Here is a 15,425-nt window from a genome sequence, read left to right as displayed (position 1 = left end):
CCGCGACCGGGTGGCGGCCAGGCGCGTCGGGCGGCACGGCGCCAGCCTACGGGGGCCGGGTACCGTGGCCCGGTGGAGGCCCCGGGCGCCGTCCGCGCCGGCGAGGCGCTCGACCTCCTGGCCGGCGGCACCGACCGCGAGGCGCTCGGGCCGCTCGCCGGCCGCCCCGTCCTCACCGTCCGCCTGGGCGGGGGCGACGACGACCACCGCCTCGCCGCCGCCACCCGCGACCTGCCGTGCGTGACCGTCGGCGTCGGCCGGCCGGGCGGCGACCCGCCCGCCCTCGACGTGCTGCTGACGGCGGCGCCCGACCCGCCGGCCCCGTGGGTGGCGGCGCCGGCCGGCGACGTCGTCGCCGCCGTCCACCGCTCGCCGGCCGCCGCCGTCGCCCTCGTCCAGCTGCTGCGCCTGGGCGAGGGGCTGACGGTGGCCGACGGGCTGGTCGCCGAGTCGCTCGCCTACGGCCTCCTCCAGGGCGGGCCGGTGTTCCGGGCCTGGCTGGGGTCGCGGCCGGCTCGCGCCCCCCGCCCGGCGCCGCCCGGCCCGCCGGTCGTCGTCGAGCGGTCCGGGGGCACGGTGACGATCACGCTCGACCGGCCGGCGGTGCGCAACGCCTACGACGCGGCGATGCGCGACGCGCTGGTCGAGGCCCTCCACGTCGTGCTGGCCGACGATGCCGTCGAGGTGGCCGAGGTGCGCGGGAACGGGCCGAGCTTCTGCAGCGGCGGCCATCTGGACGAGTTCGGGACCACCCCCGACCCGGTGACCGCCCACCTGATCAGGACGACCCGCAGCGCCGCCGCGCTGGTCGCCGCCGCGGCGGGCCGCGTCCGCTTCCGCGTGCACGGCCCGTGCGTCGGCGCCGGCGTGGAGCTGCCCGCGTTCGCCGGCCGCGTCGTCGCCGCCCCGGACGCCACGTTCCGCCTCCCCGAGGTCGGCTTCGGCCTCGTCCCCGGCGCCGGCGGCACGGTCGGCGTGCCCCGCCGGATCGGCCGCCAGCGGGCCGCCTGGCTGGGCCTGACCGGCGCCGTCGTCGACGCGCGGACGGCGCTCGCCTGGGGCCTCGTCGACGAGATCGGGTGACCCCTCGTCTCCGCGCCCGGCCCGGCGAACCACGGCCGCCGGGCGGGCCGACGGCGTAGATTCGCCCGACGTCCCGGGGCCCGGGTAGCGGAGCGGAGGCGGCGTGAGCGGCGCGTGGGTGCTGCAGGCGAACCCGAAGCTGTACGACATCGATGCCGCCCTGCGCGCGCTCGACGCCATCTGGTGGCGCGTGCCGCAGTACACGGGCGAGATCTCGGCGGGCGACGTCGCCGTCCTCTGGCGGTCCGGCAACGACGCCGGGATCGTCGGCGTCGGGCGGTTCCAGTCCGAGCCCCAGCAGCGGGCAGTCGGTCCCGACGAGCGGCGGTTCATGCTCGGCGACGAGGACGACGGGTCCGAGACACGAGCGCTGGTGAGGGTTGCGTCGGTCCCGTTCGTCGCCAAGGCGACGGTGTCCTCGCTCTCGACGATGGCGGAGCACCCCATCGTGACCGGGCCGATGGGCACGGTGTTCCGGCTCGACGCCGCGCAGTGGGAGCAGCTCAGGCCGCTCCTCCCCGAACCACCGCGAGTGATCGCGTTCGGACGGTCGCCGCTCCCTCAGGCGTTCTCCTGGGCGCAGCGGGCGAAGAGCATCAACCCCATGCCGGGGGGCTACGACGGCTACCTGACCGCGCTGCGAACGCTGTTCCAGGCGCTGGCTGCCCAACGTCCCGGCGTCGCCGAGCTCCCTACGCTGATCGAGCGCCTGTTCGACGTCACGCCGAGGCGCGGCGGGCTCGTCGCGTCCTTCCTCCGCAAGGTCGGGCTCGTCGCCGACGACGCCGGCGTCGCCGTCCTCACGGCGTGGGCCGAGGACTGGCGGCAGAGCGGCGACGATCGGCTGGTCATCGCCCTGCTGCACAGCCGGGTCCGCTTCGTCGGCGAGATGCTCGCCGAGCTCTCCGTGCCGCGCACCACCTCGGCGATGCTCGCCGTCGCGAACGAGCGGTACGGGATGGGGTGGTCGACGAAGGCGCAGATCGCCCGCCGGAGGGGGTGGCTGCAGTCGGCCGGCCTCGTCGTGGCCGACGAGGAGCAGCGGCTGCACCTGACCGATCGGGGAGCTGCCCTCCTCGCCGACCTCGAGGTGTACGTGCCCGGCGCGGCCCCCGAGCGTGACCGTCCTGCGATCGACGCCCCCGAGGTGCGGCCCGAGGCACCAGCGGTCGACGCCGCGCCGCCTCCGCCGGTCGGCCCGGCCCCGCTGGTGGAGGCGCTCGTCGACGAGCTGCTGTCCGCTTCGACGGCGAGCGCCGACCCCGCCCGGTTCGAGCGCGCCATCCGCGACGCGTTCGCGTTCCTCGGGTTCCGGGCGGAGTGGCTCGGTGGCGCGGGCCGGACGGACGTGCTGCTCGACGCGCCGCTCGGCAAGGGCTACGCCTACCGGGTCATCGTCGACGCCAAGAGCAGCGGCACGGCCGGGGTCACCGACCAGCAGATCGACTGGGTGACGTTCACCGAGCACAAGGCGAAGCACTCGGCGGACCACGTGGCGGTCGTGGCCGCCAACCCCACCGGCTCCCGGTTGTTCGGACGGGCGACGTCGTTCGGCGTCGCCGTCATCTCCGCGGAGCAGCTGGGCGACCTCTGCCGGCAACACGCCCGGGCGCCGCTCGGGCTCTCGACGTACCGGAAGCTGTTCTCCTCCGGCGGTGCCGTGGGCGTCGAGTCGGTCGCGGAGGAGGCCGAGGAGTGGTTCCGCGTGGCGTCCCTGGCCCGATCCGTGATCGCCGCCATGTCCGAGCACTCCTCGCGCTACGGGCGGCTCTTCGCGAGGGACCTCCGCCTCATCCTCGACCGGGCCGGGCCGGGCGACGACGCCGACGAGGCGGAGATCCAGCAGGTGCTCGACACCCTCGCCTCGCCGCTGGTCGGCGTCGTCGAGGGGGACGGCGCCGCCGGCTACCTGCTCGCCATGCAGCCCGCCGTCGTCGTCGAACGGGTGACGGCGCTCGCCGCGCTGCTCGGCGGCCCGGCGTCCGACGCCGACGACGCCGGCTGAGCCCGGCCGGCGGTCAGCCGGGGTGGCCGTGCTCGGCGGCCTCGGCCTCGTCGGCCTCGGCCTTCGTGCGGTGGACGGTGCCGTCGGCGTGCTCGGGCGGGGCGTAGATCGAGTACAGGCGCAGGTCGCCGTCGCCGGTGTTGACCACGTTGTGCCAGGTGCCCGCCGGGATCACGAACGCCCAGTCGTCGGCCACGTCGTGGGCCTCGTCGACCGCGCCCTCGGACCGGCCGAGCTCGAGCCGGGCCGTGCCCTCCTCGACGCGGATGAACTGGTCGAGGTGGGGGTGGACCTCCCGCCCCACCTCCTCGCCGGGGCCCAGCCGCATGACGGTGAGCTGCACGTGCCCACCGGTGAACAGCACCCGCCGGAAGTCGCCGTTGGACAGCGTCGCGGCCTCGATGTCGCCGACCCAGCCGATCATGGCCGGATCGCCTACCCGCCGCCGCCCTTCTCAACAGGCAGCGCGGTGCGCGGCTCGCTGACGAACTCCTTGGCGAGGCGGTACCCGAGGAGCAGGAGGATCAGCCCGCCGTCGATGACCGCAACGGCGATCGTGGGCGGCTCGGCCGCTGCCGCAGCGTCGACCGCCACAGCACCCACCGCGAGGCCAGCCGCGAACAGCGCGCACCAGTAGGTGACGTGCCGTCGCTTGCGATCGAACCCGTCGTCGGCAGACCGCATCGGCTTGAGACCGAGGTCGGGGCGCTCGTTCATCGCCCGCTCCCACTCGTCCCGGTACGCGACCGTCTTGCGGACCGTCAGCGCCACGCGGTCCCACAGCGCGTACAGCACGAAGGCGATCGACACGAGGACCGCCTCCGGCCAGAGCGTCGTGTGCACGCGCTGGCCGCGATTCGTCGCCGTCTCGACCGAGAACACGGCGAGGCCGTACACGACGACCATGGCGATGTCGAGCACGAACTGCACGAGTGGCAGGTTCGGAAACCCGATGACGAACCGTGGTCGGTTGACCGAGTTGTGGTACCCGACCCAGCTCATCAGGGTCAGGACGACGGCGACCGTGAGGTGCCACCAGCCCGCCTGCGGAATCGTCCGCCACACCTGCACCTTCTCCAGCGCAAAGCCGATGACGATGGCGAACAGGACGTCGACGAAGTTGATGCCGACGCTGCCGTAGTCGATGCTCGGGTCGGCGCCGAACCGCAGCCGAATCTCGGACCACCACTCCTTCAGCTGACGATCCGTGGGACCTCCATCAGGAGTCGGGCCCGCACCATGCGGGGGTGCTCTTCGGCCTCCTCACGCCGCTCGTGCTCCCAGACGTGGGCGTCGATCCACACGGCCCGCATCCCGACTGCCAAGGCGGGCCGCATGTCGGACGGGATGCTGTTGCCGACCATCCACGCCTGTTCGGCGTCGGCCTCCAGCCGGCCGAGGACGGCGACGAGGACCTCTGGACTCTTGACGGGGACGACCACGATCTCGTCGAACAGGGGCGCGAGGCCGCTCGCCTGGACCCGCCGCCACTGCACCGCCTCGTCACCCTGGGTGAGAAGCACCAGGCGAAATCGATCGCGCAACTCCGTGAGCACCTGCACGGCGGCGGGAACGAGCGGCGCCCGTTCGTCGAAGACGCGCGCTGCCGTCTCCTCGATCTTCTCGGCCACCGCCGGAACCATCGCCCGGTCCGCTTCCTCGCACACCGCGAGGTACGCCTCTCGACAGGACGTGGGGAAGCGCTTGGCCGAGAGGCCGAAGCGCGCGATGTTCGCGACGTCGAGCGCCCGCTCGAGGGCCTCCCACCTCTCCCCGTCGAGTCCTTCGTTCTCGACGACGAGTCGCGCCTCCTGACGCGCTCGGTCGTACAGCGGCTCGGTTGTCCACAGCGTGTCGTCGCCGTCGAACACGACGACCCGCGACCGCACGTTCGCCATCGGCGGCCCTCCTGGCCAGCGCCGCATCCAGGCTAGACGGAGGTCGGGAGCGTCCGTGGTGAAGGTCATGGTGCGACCTTACGAAGGGGGTGTGACAGTCACCGCCGCAGCCCAGCGTGCCGCTTTGGCGCCCGTACGTGCCGGGTAGGGTCGTCCCCGTGGCCGACCAGGCGCGCTTCGTCGAGGACGCGATGGAGTTCATGCCGTCGCTGTACTCGGCGGCCCTGCGCATGACGAGGAACCCGGCCGACGCGGAGGACCTGGTCCAGGAGACCTACCTCAAGGCCTACCGGGCCTACGGCGGCTTCCAGGCCGGCACCAACCTCAAGGCCTGGCTGTACCGCATCCTCACCAACACGTTCATCAACTCGTACCGGGCCAAGAAGCGGCGGCCGGACGAGACCGAGATCGAGGAGGTCGAGGACCTCTACCTCTACCGCCGCCTCGGCGGCCTGGAGGCGGCCACCGCCGGCCGCAGCGCCGAGGACGAGCTGCTCGACTGGTTCACCGAGACCGAGGTGAAGGACGCCGTCGAGTCCCTCCCGGAGCAGTTCCGCCTGGCCGTCCTGCTGGCCGACATCGAGGGGTTCTCGTACAAGGAGATCGCCGAGATCCTCGACATCCCGATCGGCACGGTGATGAGCCGGCTGCACCGGGGAAGAAGGGCGCTCCAGAAGCGGTTGTACGAGTTCGCCCTCCAGCGAGGGCTCGTCGACCGCCCAGGCGACGGGGCCGACCCCCGCGCCGTCGAGACCCGAGCGACAGGTACATGACGTCAATCCCGCCGTCGGAGCCCTCCCAGGGCCCCGAGTGCGACGAAGCCCTCCATCAGCTCTACGTGTTCCTCGACGGGGAGCTGACCCAGGAGCGGCGCGAGCTGATCCGCCACCACCTCGACGAGTGCATCCCCTGCCTCGGCGCCTTCGACTTCGAGGCCGAGCTGCGGGTGGTCATGGCCCAGAAGTGCCGCGACAGCGTGCCGACGTCGCTGCGCCAGCGCATCGCCGACGCCATCGCGGCCGACGGCGGCGGCGTCCCCCTCTGAGCGGTCCCGCGCTCGGCGTCCTCGGCCCGCGCCCGTAGGATCGTCGCATGGTCCTCGCCGCCTACGTCTGGCACTACTGGATCGCCGTGCCGCTGGCCATCGTCGCCATCCTGGCCGTGATCGCCGTCGTGGCCGGCTACCTGCGCAAGGTCACCTCGATGCGCTACCCGAGGCGCTGAGCCGGTGGGCTCCCCGATCGACTGGGCCCTCGCCGAGCGGGTGGCCACCCGCGTCGCCGGCACCGACCCGTTCGCCCGCTCCTACCACTACGCCTCGCTCGAGCCGGACTTCGCCGAGCTGACCGCCGAGGCCGAGGAGCTCGTCGCCGAGGCGACCGGGCTGCGCTCGCTCGTCGGGCCGGCCCGGGCCAGGGTGACCGACCGGCCCGGGTGGGTGCGGGCCAACGTCGCCTCGTTCCAGCGCCTGCTCCGGCCGCTCACCGACAAGGTCGGCGAGAAGATGGACCGCAGCCCGCTCGCCCCCGTCGCCCGGCGGGTGACCGGCACCGAGGTCGGCGTGATCCTCGGGTGGATGGCGACCAGGGTGCTCGGCCAGTACGACCTCCTGATCGTCGAGGAGGAGGACCCCCACGACCAGGACGTCGTGTACTACGTGGGGCCGAACGTGCTGGCGCTGGAGAAGCGCTTCGCCTTCCCGCCCCGCGAGTTCCGCCTGTGGCTGGCCCTCCACGAGGTCACCCACCGGGCCCAGTTCACCGGCGTGCCCTGGCTGCGGCCCCACTTCCTCTCCCTCGTCGAGCAGAGCCTGGCCAACGTCGACCCCGACCCCAAGCGGTTCCTCGAGGCCCTGCGCCGGGTGGCCGACGGCGTCCGCACCGGCAACAGCGCGCTGGACGACGGCGGCATCGTCGCCCTGCTCGCCACCCCCGAGCAGCGCCAGGCCCTCGACCGCATCGCCGGGATGATGAGCCTCCTCGAGGGCCACGGCGACGTGACCATGGACCGGGCCGGCGCCGACCGCATCCCGAGCGCCGAGCGCTTCAGCCGGGTGCTGCACCAGCGCCGCCAGCAGGCCAGCCGCCCGGCCAGGGTCCTCCAGCGCCTGATCGGGCTCGAGGCCAAGATGAACCAGTACGAGCAGGGCGAGCGGTTCATCGCCTCGGTGGAGCGGGAGGGCGGCCGCGAGCTGCTCGACCACGCCTGGCGGGGGGCCGAGTTCCTCCCCACCCTCCACGAGATCCGCGAGCCCCGGCAGTGGATCGACCGGGTCCGGCTTGCCGGCGCCGTGGCCTGAGGCCCTCCTCCCCCGCTGCACCTTCCCCCCGCCGGGGACCGAGGTCGACTGCGCCGTCTCCGGCGGCGCCGACTCCCTGGCCCTGCTGGTCCTCGCCGCCGCCGCCGGCTGCCGGGTGACCGCCGTCCACGTCGACCACTGCCTGCGGCCAGGGTCGGCGGCCGAGGCCGATGTCGTCCGGGCCGCCGCCGACCGGTTCGGCGCCCGGTTCGCCGCCGTGCGGGCCCCGGTCGAGCCCGGCCCGAACCTCGAGGCCAGGGCCAGGGCGGCCCGCCTGGGCGCCCTCCCGCCCGGCGCGCTCACCGGCCACACGGCCGACGACCAGGCCGAGACCGTCCTGCTCAACCTGCTGCGGGGCGCCGGCCTGAACGGCCTGGCCGGCATGGGCCCCGACCGCCATCCCATCCTCGGCCTGCGCCGGTCGGAGACGGCCGCCCTGTGCGCCGCGCTCGGCCTCGACCCGGTCGTCGACCCGTCCAACGCCGACCCGGCCGTCCGCCGCAACCGGGTGAGGGCCGAGGTCCTGCCCCTGCTGGCCGACGTGGCCGGGCGGGACGTCGTCCCCCTGCTGGCCAGGACGGCCGCGCTCGTGCGGGAGGACGCCGCCTGGCTGGCCGCCGCTGCCGGCCCGCTCGACCCGACCGACGCCCGGGCCCTGGCCGCGGCCCCGCTGCCCCTGGCCAGGGCGGCCGTGCGGGCCTGGCTCCGCCAGGACGGGGGCGAGCGCCACCCTCCCGACGCCGCCGCCGTCGACCGGGTGCTGGCGGTGGCGAGAGGCGAGGCGCGGGCGGCCGAGGTGGGCGGCGGCCGCCGGGTGGCCCGCACCGCCGGCCGGCTCCGGCTGGCCGGGGACCTGACGCCTCCGGCGAGGCGCTAGCTTCCGCGCCGTGGCCGAGCCCGATCCGCACCTGGGTCCCGTCGTCGTCAGCGAGGAGGACCTCAGGGCCCGCATCGCCGAGCTGGGCAAGGAGATCACCGGCGACTACCAGGGCCGGGCGCCCCTCCTCGTCGGCGTGCTGAAGGGCGCGTTCATGTTCATGAGCGACCTGGCCAGGGAGATCGACCTCCCGGTCGAGTTCGACTTCATGGCCGTGTCGTCCTACGGCAGCGCCACCCGCACGAGCGGGGTGGTGCGCATCGTGAAGGACCTGGACATCGACCTGTCCGGCCGGCACGTGCTGATCGTCGAGGACATCGTCGACAGCGGCCTGACCCTCACGTACCTGCGGCGCAACCTGCTGGCCCGCAACCCGGCCAGCCTCGAGGTGTGCGCGCTGCTCGTCCGCGAGGGCCTCCAGAAGACCGAGACGGACCTCCGCTACGTCGGGTTCCGCATCCCGCCCGACTTCGTCATCGGCTACGGGCTCGACGTCGCCGAGCGCTACCGGAACCTGCCCTACATCTGCTCCTACGTCGAAGGCTGACCGGCCGCCCGATCGGTACCCTGGCGGCCTCGTGCGTCTCCCCAAGCGCCCCCGGGCCGTCCTCGTCTACGCCGGCATCGGCCTGCTCGTCCTGCTCGTCGGCGGGGCGTGGCTGCGGCGGGGCGGCGGCCGCGAGGAGCTCACCCTGGACCGCTTCGGCGAGCTGGTGTCGACCGGCGGGGTGGCGACGGCGACCGTCGAGGACGAGTCGTCCCAGGTGGTCGGCGAGCTGGCCGACGGCACCCGCTACCGGGTCGTCTACCCGCAGGAGTACGCCGACGAGCTGACCGCGCAGCTCACCGCGGCCGACCTCGACTTCGAGGTCGACACCGGCGGCGAGTCGATCTGGTGGGCGCTGCTCGTCAACTTCCTCCCGACCGTCCTGCTCATCGGGGCGTTCCTGTTCATCCTCCACTCGTTCCAGGGCGGCGGGAACCGGGTCGTCCAGTTCGGCAAGGCCAAGGCCCGGCAGGTGCCGAAGGACGAGCCGAGGGTGACCTTCGCCGACGTGGCCGGGGCCGACGAGGCCGTCGAGGAGCTCCAGGAGATCAAGGAGTTCCTCAAGGCGCCGGCCCGCTTCCTCGCCATGGGCGCCCGCATCCCGCGCGGCGTGCTCCTCTACGGCCCGCCCGGCACGGGCAAGACCCTGCTGGCGCGGGCGGTGGCGGGCGAGGCCGGGGTGCCGTTCTTCTCGATCTCGGGGTCGGACTTCGTGGAGATGTTCGTCGGCGTCGGCGCCAGCCGGGTGCGCGACCTGTTCGAGAAGGCCAAGGCGAACGCGCCCGCCATCGTGTTCGTGGACGAGATCGACGCCGTCGGGCGCCACCGGGGCGCCGGGCTCGGCGGCGGCCACGACGAGCGGGAGCAGACGCTCAACCAGCTGCTGGTCGAGATGGACGGGTTCGACACCGGGCGGGGCGTGATCCTCGTGGCCGCCACCAACCGGCCCGACATCCTCGACCCCGCGCTGCTGCGGCCCGGCCGCTTCGACCGCCAGATCGTCGTCGACCGGCCCGACCTGTCGGGCCGCAAGGCGATCCTCAACGTCCACGCCAAGGGCAAGCCGCTCGCGTCCGACGTCGACCTCGGCGTGCTGGCCCGCCGCACGCCGGGGTTCACCGGCGCCGACCTGGCGAACCTGATGAACGAGGCGGCGCTGCTGACGGCGCGCCGGGGCGGGGAGCTCATCGGCATGGCGGCCCTGGAGGAGGCCGTCGACCGGGTGCTGGCCGGGCCCGAGCGGGCCAGCCGGATCATGGCGGAGGAGGAGCGGCGGGTGATCGCCTACCACGAGGCCGGGCACGCCGTCGTCGGGCACGTGCTGCCCGGCACGGACCCGATCCACAAGGTCTCGATCGTGGCCAGGGGGCGGGCCCTCGGGTGGACGCAGGCCCTGCCGACCGAGGACCGCTACCTCGTGCGCCGCTCCGAGCTGCGCCACCAGCTGGCGATGCTGCTCGGCGGGCGGACGGCCGAGGAGCTCGTGTTCGCCGACCCCACCACCGGCGCGGCCGACGACATCGAGCGGGCGACGGCGATCGCCCGGGCGATGGTGACCCAGTACGGGATGAGCGACACGCTCGGCCCCCGGCAGCTGGGCCAGCCCAACGGCGAGCCGTTCCTCGGCCGCGACGTCGGCCACGAGCGGGACTACTCCGACGACGTGGCCGCCGCCGTCGACGCCGAGGTCCGCCGCTTGCTCGACGAGGCGCACGCGGAGGCGACGGCGATCCTGTCCGAGCACCGGCCGACGCTCGACCGGCTGGCGTCGGAGCTGATGGAGCGGGAGACCCTCGACGACCGGGCCCTCGCCAGCGTGTTCGCCGGCCTGCCGGTGTGGCGGGACGGGGCCCGGCGGGGCGGCGGGGCCGTCGACCACCGCCCGGCGGCGGCGGGGCCGGCGTGAGCGGCGACGGCGTGAGCGGCGACGGCGACGGCCGGGTCGGCGCCGTCCGGGCCGAGTCCGACCTGGAGGAGGCCGAGCGGCCGGTCCCGGACACGCCCATGGACCTCCCCCGCATCGAGCGGGCCGTCCGCGAGATCCTGCTCGCCATCGGCGAGGACCCCGACCGCGACGGGCTCCTGAACACCCCGGCCCGGGTGGCCCGCATGTACGCCGAGATCTGCTCCGGCATCCACGAGACCCCCGACCACCACCTGAAGGTCACCTTCGAGGCCGGCCACGACGAGATGGTCATGGTCCGCGACATCCCGCTCTTCAGCGTCTGTGAACACCACCTCATCCCGTTCGTGGGGCGGGCGCACGTGGCCTACATCCCGGGGGAGGACGGGCGCATCACGGGGCTGTCGAAGCTGGCCCGGCTGGTCGACGCGTACGCCAAGCGGCCGCAGGTGCAGGAGCGGCTGACGTCGCAGATCGCCGACGAGATCGAGCGGACGCTCGCGCCCCGCGGCGTGATGGTCGTGGTCGAGGCCGAGCACCTGTGCATGTCGATGCGCGGGGTGCGCAAGCCGGGGACGACGACGGTGACGTCGGCCGTGCGCGGGCTGTTCCGGGACAGCACCGCCACCCGCACCGAGGCCTTCCGGCTCATCGGCGGGCGCTGACGGCGCCGGGCCGTCCACCGGCCCCCGGTACCATGCGACGCTCGTGGGGCCCCTCGTCATGGGCGTGCTCAACGTCACCCCCGACTCCTTCTCGGACGGCGGACGCTGGTTCGATCGGGAGCGGGCGATCGCGCACGGGCGCAGGATGGTCGCCGAGGGGGCGGACGTGGTCGACGTCGGCGGCGAGTCGACGCGGCCTGGGGCCGATCCCGTGGACGAGGCCGAGGAGCGGCGCCGGGTCGTGCCCGTCGTCGAGGCCCTCGCCCCGATCGTGCGCGTCTCGGTCGACACCCGCAAGGCGGGGGTGGCCGAGGCGGCCGTCGCCGCGGGGGCGACGCTCGTGAACGACGTGTCGGCGTCGCTCCACGAGGTGGCCGCCGCCACGGGGGCCGGCTGGGTCGCCATGCACATGCTCGGCGACCCCCGCACCATGCAGCAGGCGCCCCGCTACGACGACGTGGTCGCCGAGGTGCGCGACCTCCTGGTGGAGCGGGCCGAGGCGGCCAGGGCGGCCGGCGTGACCGAGGTGTGGATCGACCCCGGCATCGGGTTCGGCAAGACCGTCGAGCACAACCTCCGGCTGCTCGCCGAGCTCCCGACGCTGGTGGCCACCGGGTTCCCGGTCGTCGTCGGCACCAGCCGCAAGTCGACCCTCGGCCGCCTGCTGGCCCGGTCCGACGGCCGCCCCGAGGAGGACGGCCCCGTCCCCGTCGACGACCGGCTCGAGGGCTCGGTGGCGACCGCGGTGTGGGCGATGCTGAAGGGCGCAGCGATGGTCCGGGCCCACGACGTGCTGCCCACCGTGCAGGCGGCCAAGGTGGTCGTGGCGTGAAGGGCAAGTGGGCGCAGGGCATCCGGCCCCGCAACTTCGCCTGGGTCATCAAGGACCGGCTGGCCGTGTGCGAGCGGCCCGGCGGCTACGGGCCCAACCACCGCCGCGTGCGCCGGCAGGAGGAGATCATCTGGATCCGCGAGCAGGGCTTCACGTGCGTGATCTCGCTGATCCCCTCGCCCCACAACCTCCACAACTACGACGAGCTCGGGGTGCACTGGCTGCACCGCCCGTTCGGCCCGCACGACGACGCCAGGGCCGTGCTGGCCGGCCTCTACCCCGAGCTGCGGCAACTGCTCGACGACGGCGGCAAGGTCCTCGTGCACGGCGAGGAGCTGGGAGACCGCATCGCCGGGCTGCTCGGCGGGTTCCTCCTCTGGTCGAGCCTCGTCCCCCACGGCCCGCAGGCGGTGAGCGTGATCGAGCGGATCGTCCAGCGCCAGATGGGGCCCGAGGGGCGGGGGCTGGTGGCCGCCGCCGCCGAGCTCTGAGCGACGCGCCGCCGCTCGCCGTGGAGGACGTGATCGAGCTGCGGGGCCTGCGGGTCGTCGGCACGCACGGCGCCCTGCCCGAGGAGCAGGTGCGGGCCCAGCCCTTCGAGGTCGACCTCGACGTGCACGCCGACCTGGCGCCGGCCGGAGCCAGCGACGCCCTCGACGACACGATCGACTACGGCGCGCTCGCCGCCGCCGTCGAGCGGGTGGTCGCCTCCGAGCACCACCAGCTCCTCGAGCGGCTGGCCCAGCGGATCGCCGACGTCGCCCTCGACGACCCCCGGGTGGCCTCGGTGACCGTGGTCGTGCGCAAGCTGCGACCGCCCGTGCCCCAGGACCTGGCCTCGTCGGGGGTCCGGGTCACCCGCCGCCGGGCGGGGGCCTGACGTGCGGGCCCTCCTCGGCATGGGCTCCAACCTCGGCGACCGCTGGCGCTTCCTCCGCGAGGCGGTGTCCTCGCTCGCCGGCGTGGTGTCCGTGTCCCCCGTGTACGAGACCGAGCCGGTGGGCGGGCCGGGCGGGCAGGGGCGCTACCTGAACCTGGTGGTGGAGCTGGACACCGACCTCGAGCCCCGCGACCTCCTCGGCGTCTGCCGCCGGCTGGAGGCGGCGGCCGGGCGGGTGCGGGACGAGCGCTGGGGGCCGAGGACGCTCGACGTCGACGTGCTCTGGGTGGACGGCCGCACGGTGGACGAGCCCGACCTCCAGGTGCCCCACCCCCGCATGTGGGAGCGCCGCTTCGTCGTCGCCCCCCTCTCCGACGTCGCCCCCGACCTCGTCCCCTCCGGGGCCGTCGACCGGGCCGAGGGCTCGGTCCGCCGCGTCGGACCGCTCGACGGGTGACCGCCCGCCGGCTGCGCGTGCTCGGCCCCGGCCGGGCGGGGACGGCCCTCGCCGGCGCGCTGGCCGCCGCCGGCTGGTCCGTCGCCGGCCCCGTGCGGCGGGGCGACGACCCGTCGCGGGCGGCCGAGGGCGTCGACCTGCTCGTCGTGGCCACCCCCGACGCCGCCGTCGCCGAGGCGGCCGCGGCCGTCCGCCCGGTCGCCACCACGGTGGTCGCCCACCTGGCCGGCTCGCTCGGGCTCGACGCGCTCGCCCCGCACCCGCGCACGGCGGCCATCCACCCGCTCGTCCCGATCCCCGACCCGGCCACCGGCGCGCGCCGGCTGCGGGGCGCCTGGTGGGCGGTGGCCGGCGACCCGATCGCCCACGAGGTCGTCGCCGCCCTCGACGGGGAGGCGGTGCAGGTCGACGACGCCGACCGGGCCGCCCACCACGCCGCCGCCGTGATCGCCTCGAACCACCTCGTCGCCCTGATGGGCCAGGTGGAGCGGGTGGCGGCCGCCGCCGGCGTGCCGCTCGCCGCCTACCTCGACCTGGCGGCCGCGGCGCTGGCGAACGTCACCGAGCTGGGCCCGGCCGCGGCGCTGACCGGGCCGGTGGCGAGGGGCGACGCGGCCACCGTCGCCCGCCACCTCGCCGCCCTGCCCGACGACGAGCGGCCCGCCTACGTGGCCATGGCCGCGGCCGCGGCCCGGCTGGCCGGCCGGGACCCCGGGGAGGTGCTGCCGTGCGGGTCGTGACGGCGGCGGTCGCCCTGCGAGACGAGCTGGACACGGCCCGGTGCGCCGGCCGCTCCGTCGGCCTCGTCCCGACCATGGGCGCGCTGCACGACGGGCACCTGAGCCTGGTCGACCGGGCCGCCTCGGCCTGCGACGTGGTCGCGGTGACGGTGTTCGTCAACCCGCTCCAGTTCGGCCCGTCGGAGGACTTCGCCGCCTACCCCCGCGACCTCGACCGCGACGTCGACCTCGCCGCCGGCGCGGGGGCGACCCTGGTGTTCGCCCCGCCGGTCGAGGAGATGTACCAGCAGCCCGTGCTGACGACGGTGGCGGTGGCCGACCTCAGCGAGCCGATGGAGGGCGCGGCCCGGCCCGGCCACTTCGACGGGGTGGCGACCGTCGTCGCCAAGCTGTTCGCCATCGCCGGCCGGTGCCGGGCCTACTTCGGCGAGAAGGACTTCCAGCAGCTCTCCGTCGTCCGCCGCATGGCCGCCGACCTGTCGTTCCCGGTCGAGGTCGTCGGCTGCCCGACCGTCCGGGCCCCCGACGGGCTGGCCCTCTCCAGCCGCAACGCCTACCTGTCGGCCGACGAGCGCGACGCCGCGCCCGTCCTCCACCGCGCCCTGTCGGCCGGCGCCGCCGCCGTGCTGGCCGGCGAGACCGACCCGGCGGCGGTGCGCGACCTGGTCGCCGCCGTCGTCGGGGCCGAGCCCCTCGTCGCCCTCGACTACGCCGAGGTCGTCGACGCCGCCACCCTGCGCACCCCGCCCGTCCTCGCCGGGGAGCTGCGCCTGCTCGTCGCCGCCCGGCTGGGCCGGGCCCGCCTGATCGACAACGTCGGCGTGACGGTCCCGGCGTGAGCGACCTCGACCTCCTCGTCCTCGGCAGCGGGGTCGCCGGCCTCACCGCGGCCGTGCGGGCCGCCGAGGTGCACGGCATGCGGGTGGGCGTGCTGACGAAGGGCGAGCTGGCCCAGGCGACGACCCGGTGGGCCCAGGGCGGGGTGGCCGCCGTGCTCTCCGGCGACCCCGACTCGACCGACCTGCACCTGGCCGACACGCTGGCCGCCGGGGCCGGCCTGTGCGACGCCGAGGCCGTGCGGGTGCTGGTGGACGAGGGGCCCGACCGGGTGCACGAGCTGATCTCGCTGGGCGCCCGCTTCGACCGCGACGCCGAGGGCCGCCTGGAGCTGGCCAGGGAGGGCGGCCACTCGCTCGCCCGGGTCGTCCACGCCGGTGGTGCGGCCACCGGCGCGGAGAT

Annotated in this window: 20 protein-coding genes; 17 read left to right on the top strand and 3 right to left on the bottom strand. The window is 75.1% G+C overall.

The features are described from left to right. The first annotated feature begins 72 nt into the window (after nucleotides 1-72). Nucleotides 73-1,083, top strand: a complete 1,011-nt coding sequence (locus tag VGB14_16220) for an enoyl-CoA hydratase/isomerase family protein (protein HEX9994476.1) — start codon at nucleotides 73-75, stop codon at nucleotides 1,081-1,083. A gap of 103 nt (nucleotides 1,084-1,186) precedes the next feature. Next, nucleotides 1,187-3,088 (top strand): EVE domain-containing protein, encoded by a 1,902-nt coding sequence (locus VGB14_16215; protein HEX9994475.1) that lies wholly within the window; start codon nucleotides 1,187-1,189, stop codon nucleotides 3,086-3,088. A 13-nt stretch (nucleotides 3,089-3,101) separates the two neighbouring features. Here the strand turns inward: VGB14_16215 and VGB14_16210 are convergent, their stop codons facing one another. From VGB14_16210 to VGB14_16200, 3 genes are all read right to left on the bottom strand, one after another. Next, complete coding sequence (locus VGB14_16210; protein ID HEX9994474.1) at nucleotides 3,102-3,512, bottom strand: cupin domain-containing protein; 411 nt, start codon at nucleotides 3,510-3,512, stop codon at nucleotides 3,102-3,104. An 11-nt stretch (nucleotides 3,513-3,523) separates the two neighbouring features. Continuing rightward, entirely contained in the window at nucleotides 3,524-4,159 is a 636-nt protein-coding gene (locus VGB14_16205; protein HEX9994473.1) for a hypothetical protein, read from the bottom strand. Nucleotides 4,160-4,281: 122 nt separating this feature from the next. Next, on the bottom strand, nucleotides 4,282-5,055 hold the full coding sequence (locus VGB14_16200) for an HAD family hydrolase (GenBank protein HEX9994472.1): 774 nt from the start codon (nucleotides 5,053-5,055) through the stop codon (nucleotides 4,282-4,284). Nucleotides 5,056-5,144: 89 nt separating this feature from the next. Between VGB14_16200 and VGB14_16195 the strand changes: the two genes are divergently transcribed. The 15 genes from VGB14_16195 to VGB14_16125 all read left to right on the top strand — a co-directional run. After that, complete coding sequence (locus VGB14_16195) at nucleotides 5,145-5,759, top strand: sigma-70 family RNA polymerase sigma factor (GenBank protein HEX9994471.1); 615 nt, start codon at nucleotides 5,145-5,147, stop codon at nucleotides 5,757-5,759. Beyond that, nucleotides 5,756-6,031 carry a mycothiol system anti-sigma-R factor gene (gene rsrA / locus VGB14_16190; protein ID HEX9994470.1) on the top strand — a complete coding sequence of 92 codons (276 nt, stop codon included), beginning with the start codon at nucleotides 5,756-5,758 and terminating at the stop codon, nucleotides 6,029-6,031. The genes VGB14_16195 and rsrA overlap by 4 nt, the downstream gene beginning before the upstream one ends. 47 nt (nucleotides 6,032-6,078) lie before the next feature. After that, nucleotides 6,079-6,210 (top strand): hypothetical protein, encoded by a 132-nt coding sequence (locus VGB14_16185; protein ID HEX9994469.1) that lies wholly within the window; start codon nucleotides 6,079-6,081, stop codon nucleotides 6,208-6,210. A gap of 4 nt (nucleotides 6,211-6,214) precedes the next feature. Next, complete coding sequence (locus VGB14_16180; GenBank protein ID HEX9994468.1) at nucleotides 6,215-7,285, top strand: zinc-dependent metalloprotease; 1,071 nt, start codon at nucleotides 6,215-6,217, stop codon at nucleotides 7,283-7,285. Continuing rightward, nucleotides 7,266-8,162: a tRNA lysidine(34) synthetase TilS gene (tilS, locus tag VGB14_16175; GenBank protein HEX9994467.1), complete on the top strand. Its 897-nt coding sequence runs from the start codon at nucleotides 7,266-7,268 to the stop codon at nucleotides 8,160-8,162. Before VGB14_16180 ends, tilS begins: the two co-directional genes overlap by 20 nt. 10 nt (nucleotides 8,163-8,172) lie before the next feature. Then, entirely contained in the window at nucleotides 8,173-8,709 is a 537-nt protein-coding gene (hpt, locus tag VGB14_16170; protein ID HEX9994466.1) for a hypoxanthine phosphoribosyltransferase, read from the top strand. A gap of 31 nt (nucleotides 8,710-8,740) precedes the next feature. Then, nucleotides 8,741-10,615, top strand: coding sequence for an ATP-dependent zinc metalloprotease FtsH (gene ftsH / locus VGB14_16165; GenBank protein ID HEX9994465.1), 1,875 nt, complete (start codon nucleotides 8,741-8,743; stop codon nucleotides 10,613-10,615). Further along, nucleotides 10,612-11,277 (top strand): GTP cyclohydrolase I FolE, encoded by a 666-nt coding sequence (gene folE / locus VGB14_16160; protein HEX9994464.1) that lies wholly within the window; start codon nucleotides 10,612-10,614, stop codon nucleotides 11,275-11,277. Before ftsH ends, folE begins: the two co-directional genes overlap by 4 nt. A 43-nt stretch (nucleotides 11,278-11,320) precedes the next feature. After that, on the top strand, nucleotides 11,321-12,109 hold the full coding sequence (folP, locus tag VGB14_16155) for a dihydropteroate synthase (GenBank protein HEX9994463.1): 789 nt from the start codon (nucleotides 11,321-11,323) through the stop codon (nucleotides 12,107-12,109). After that, nucleotides 12,106-12,600, top strand: a complete 495-nt coding sequence (locus VGB14_16150; GenBank protein ID HEX9994462.1) for a hypothetical protein — start codon at nucleotides 12,106-12,108, stop codon at nucleotides 12,598-12,600. The genes folP and VGB14_16150 overlap by 4 nt, the downstream gene beginning before the upstream one ends. A gap of 20 nt (nucleotides 12,601-12,620) precedes the next feature. Continuing rightward, the gene (folB, locus tag VGB14_16145) at nucleotides 12,621-12,989 is read left to right on the top strand and encodes a dihydroneopterin aldolase (protein HEX9994461.1); all 369 of its coding nucleotides are present in this window, start codon (nucleotides 12,621-12,623) and stop codon (nucleotides 12,987-12,989) included. A gap of 1 nt (nucleotide 12,990) precedes the next feature. Beyond that, nucleotides 12,991-13,446 carry a 2-amino-4-hydroxy-6-hydroxymethyldihydropteridine diphosphokinase gene (gene folK, locus VGB14_16140; GenBank protein HEX9994460.1) on the top strand — a complete coding sequence of 152 codons (456 nt, stop codon included), beginning with the start codon at nucleotides 12,991-12,993 and terminating at the stop codon, nucleotides 13,444-13,446. After that, the gene (locus VGB14_16135) at nucleotides 13,443-14,186 is read left to right on the top strand and encodes a DUF2520 domain-containing protein (GenBank protein HEX9994459.1); all 744 of its coding nucleotides are present in this window, start codon (nucleotides 13,443-13,445) and stop codon (nucleotides 14,184-14,186) included. Before folK ends, VGB14_16135 begins: the two co-directional genes overlap by 4 nt. Further along, nucleotides 14,174-15,025 carry a pantoate--beta-alanine ligase gene (panC, locus tag VGB14_16130; GenBank protein ID HEX9994458.1) on the top strand — a complete coding sequence of 284 codons (852 nt, stop codon included), beginning with the start codon at nucleotides 14,174-14,176 and terminating at the stop codon, nucleotides 15,023-15,025. Before VGB14_16135 ends, panC begins: the two co-directional genes overlap by 13 nt. Continuing rightward, nucleotides 15,022-15,425 (top strand): FAD-dependent oxidoreductase (locus VGB14_16125; GenBank protein ID HEX9994457.1); only part of this gene is annotated, 404 nt, incomplete at its 3' end. The genes panC and VGB14_16125, both read left to right, overlap by 4 nt.

The sequence above is a fragment of the Acidimicrobiales bacterium genome (assembly GCA_036399815.1).
GTDB lineage: Bacteria > Actinomycetota > Acidimicrobiia > Acidimicrobiales > DASWMK01 > DASWMK01.
This window is presented reverse-complemented; position numbering and strand designations above follow the sequence as displayed.